Source organism: Streptomyces sp. NPDC032161 (assembly GCF_040636995.1).
In the GTDB taxonomy this organism is placed as follows: domain Bacteria; phylum Actinomycetota; class Actinomycetes; order Streptomycetales; family Streptomycetaceae; genus Streptomyces.
The window spans coordinates 1-3,417 of the sequence record NZ_JBEZVN010000100.1; the positions used below are offsets into that span (position 1 = coordinate 1).

Genomic DNA, 3,417 nt, shown 5'->3' on the forward strand with positions numbered 1-3,417 from the left:
CGAACGCGGCGACGTCACCCAGCTCGGGCACCCACTTGAGGCCGTCCAGCCCCGAGAACACCTTGCCGGGGGTGCTCGCCCCATGTCCCGCGCCTTTCCTGTTCAGCAGGACCGTTGCCAGTCAGGAGCCTTCAGGGACTGTCCGGGGACGTTGATCACCCTGCGGTGGCTCTTCCACCGCCCGCCCCGCCCGATGTTCCGCGGCAGGTGCGGCTTCCCACTCGGCGTCGGATAGATCACCCCGCCCCACAAGAGTCGGAACGACATGGACGCCGCCCAGTCACCAGACCCGTCGGACACTGCCTAGACCCAATACCGGTGACTTTGTTGGTGGTGGGTCGTTGGGTGTGGTGTGCCAAGGCCTGGACAGGTGAAGTCGTCGGGTGAGCGGTTGTCGGACCGGATCGCTCTGGGTGTGCTGACGCGGGTGTTCCCGCCCGAGTTGGTGGATGAGGTGGTTGTTGGGTGTGGGCGTCTGGAACAGCGGTCGCGGCTGTTGCCGGCCCGGGTGGTGGTCTATTTCGTGCTCGCGATGTGTCTGTTCTCCGGGCAGGGCTATGAGGAGGTGGCCCGGCTGCTGACGCAGGGTCTGGAGCGGGTGCGGCGGTGGGAGAAGCCGTGGCGGGTGCCGACGACGGCGGCGATCGGCCGGGCCCGTCGGCGGTTGGGGCCGGAGCCGTTGAAGGTACTGTTCGCGCGAGTGTGTCGGCCGGTGGCCGCCCCGGACACTGCTGGTGCCTGGTATCGGCGGTGGCGTCTGGTCGCGGTGGACGGCACGGTCTTCGATGTGCCGGGCACCGGGGCGAACAGTAGTTTCTTCGGCCGGCCCGGCTCGGGCCGGGAATGCTGCTGATGGCCGACCGCGGCATCACCGGCTTCGGGCTGTGGCGGGCCGCCTCGGGCACGGGCGCGGACCTGTTGTGGCGCGTCCGGAAGAACATCGTGCTCCCGGTCCTCGAAACCTTCGACGACGGCTCCTACCTGTCCGAGATCGTTGCGGCAGGCGACCGCGAGCGCCGGGATCCGGTCCGGGTCCGTGTCATCGAGTACACCCTCGGCCGCGAGGACGGCAACGCGGTCTACCGGCTGATCACGACCATCCGCAACCCGCAGGAGGCCCCTGCGGCCGACCTGGCGGGCCTCTACCATCAGCGCTGGGAGATCGAGAACACCCTGGACGAGATCAAGACCCATCAGGGCGGACACCGCCTCGTCCTCCGCTCCCAGTACCCCGATGGCGTCGAGCAGGAAATCTACGGCTTCCTTCTCGTCCACCACGCACTCCGGGACGTCATGCACCACACCGCTCACCAAGCCGGCCTCGACCCCGACAGACTGCCCTTCACCCGCACCCTTCGGATCGCTCGCCGCCACGTCACCGACCAGGCGGCACTTTCCCCCCTCACGACTCAGTCGAGCCCTGACTCACACCATCCGTGAGCTGCTGGAACGACTCCTGCCACCCCGCAGGCAACGCTCCAACCCCCGTGTCATCAAACGCAAGATGTCCAACTGGCACCTCAAACACACCCACCACCGCAACCCACCCCGACCACCCGCAGCAGCAATCACACTCATCCCGCCCACCAAACCCGCCAGCAGACGCCAGAAGAACACCTAAATCACCGGTATTGTGCCTAGACCAGCGTCCCAACCGGGTAGCCGGGCCTCACGATGCATGGTAAATCTGCGCAACTCGCACACCTGCCGTGCACGGATAAATGAGCGTGACAGCCAGGCGCGGAGTGGCACGGGCGGTACGCCAACCAGGTGACGTACCGCCCGCGTCAGCGACTCTACGGCTGGGCCCGTGCCGGGTCCGGTGCTGTTGCCGGTCCGGCGGGCGGTGTCGAACGGAGGGTGCGGGTCGGCGACTGGTGCGGGACGAGGTGGGTTCGTTGAGACGCAGTCGGGGACTCACGGGAGCGAAGGCGAGTGAGCGTGCGGCGTGCGGTACGGGCCGCTGCGCGGTAGAAGCGGTCCGGGAGGAAGGCGGCGTCAGCGACGATCATGGCGGCGGAGAAGATCGGGAGGCCCAGAAGGACCGCGATGCCGATGTGCATACTCAGGAGCATCACGAGGAGGACGTATTTCAGACGGCTGAACAGGGCGAACGGGAAGGCGACCTGGATCAGTACGGTCAGGTAGCCGACCGCCGCAATGAACAGCGGGTAGCTGTCGACCAGGGCGGACAGGGGCGGCCAGGGCCGGAAGAGGTCGAGGTTGACGACGTAGTGCAGGGCGGTTCCCGCCTGCCACGAGCCGCCCTGCACCTTGTACATGCCCGCTGAGCCGTAGAGCAGGCAGACTTGGGCAGCGATGACGAACATGCCACAGTTGTGCAGAACCGTGGTCAGGAACGCACGCGCCATGGCGAGTTGCCCCACCATTTCGCTGCTCGCGCACCACAGTGCCCAGCGGTTGGGTCGACCGGTCCGGGCCCGGAGGGCCGTACGGCGCGCGTCGAGCGACCAGCGGCGCCCGCAGGCGGTCGTGGTGAGGTAGAGGGCCATCAGGAGGATCAGGTTGTCTCCCCCGTCGGTCATGAAGATCGCCCGCGCGTGGAACGACACCACGACGAGGGCGAACAGTACGGACGTAGCCCGGGTCCGCCAACCGAGCAGGAACAGCGCGCAGACGACGAGCGCCGCCACGTAGCAGAGGTCGAGATACACCGTGCTGTCCGCGAACGTGAGGGCACTGAACCATCCGGTCTGGTCGAACAGCCGGGCCGCCAACGCCGGGGTCCACGGGGAGCCCGGTCCCCAGATCTCGTTCCGGTGCGGGAGTTCACGCAACAGGAACACGAGATAGCACAGGCCGTAGCCGATGCGCAGCGTCGAGGCCGCGTACAGCGAGACCGGTCGATGAGTGAGCAGAGTAAGCAGGTCGTCGAGGCGCCGGTACCCCACTGGCACGGGCCCCTCCGTGGCAGTTCGTGGGGCATCGCCCTTGCTGAGCATGGGCATCGGAGTTCGGTCAGCGGCCATGCGCGGGCACCTTCCACCAGGGCAGATTACGAGTGTCGACCACCGACGGCGGTACCGGACGGCGGTGGCCGGTTGCATCGAGGGCGGCTACCGGCCTGGTGAGGACGCGGAGTTGAACTCCGGCGATGCTGCCTGGCCGGGCGGCGGTGATCCGGTCCACGGCGATGTTCCGCAGGTACTCCTGCCACATGACCGCACGGTCCGAGTAGGAAACGTCGCTGTTGCCGTGGGTTTCGAGATAACCCGTCCACGCCCTGCGGAGCATGTTCTGGTTGGTATGGCTCGGGAAGGGGTTGTGTCGGACCTCGGCATCGTCCACGGCGGTCAGGTCGAACTAGTACTCCAGTCTGGTTTCGCGATCTTGTGGCCGTACCCGGCCGGGAACGGGTACGGCCACCGCGTGATCATCGGTTGGTGTGTGGACAAA

At 67.1% G+C, this 3,417-nt stretch carries 2 protein-coding genes and 2 pseudogenes; 1 reads left to right on the forward strand and 3 read right to left on the reverse strand.

Translation table 11 applies throughout. The features are described from left to right. Positions 1-150 precede the first annotated feature (150 nt). Positions 151-250, reverse strand: a pseudogene (locus tag AB0E67_RS36265) (IS5/IS1182 family transposase); the annotation flags it as partial. A 102-nt stretch (positions 251-352) separates the two neighbouring features. Between AB0E67_RS36265 and AB0E67_RS36270 the strand changes: the two are divergent. Next, positions 353-1,440: pseudogene (locus AB0E67_RS36270) on the forward strand (IS4 family transposase). Positions 1,441-1,796: 356 nt separating this feature from the next. On the opposite strand, the gene AB0E67_RS36275 reads toward AB0E67_RS36270, so the two are convergent. Together AB0E67_RS36275 and AB0E67_RS36280 are read right to left on the reverse strand one after the other, a co-directional pair. Next, positions 1,797-2,918 (reverse strand): HTTM domain-containing protein, encoded by a 1,122-nt coding sequence (locus AB0E67_RS36275; protein ID WP_362035104.1) that lies wholly within the window; start codon positions 2,916-2,918, stop codon positions 1,797-1,799. A gap of 61 nt (positions 2,919-2,979) precedes the next feature. Beyond that, on the reverse strand, positions 2,980-3,318 hold the full coding sequence (locus AB0E67_RS36280; RefSeq protein ID WP_362035106.1) for a DUF5819 family protein: 339 nt from the start codon (positions 3,316-3,318) through the stop codon (positions 2,980-2,982). Positions 3,319-3,417: the final 99 nt, after the last annotated feature.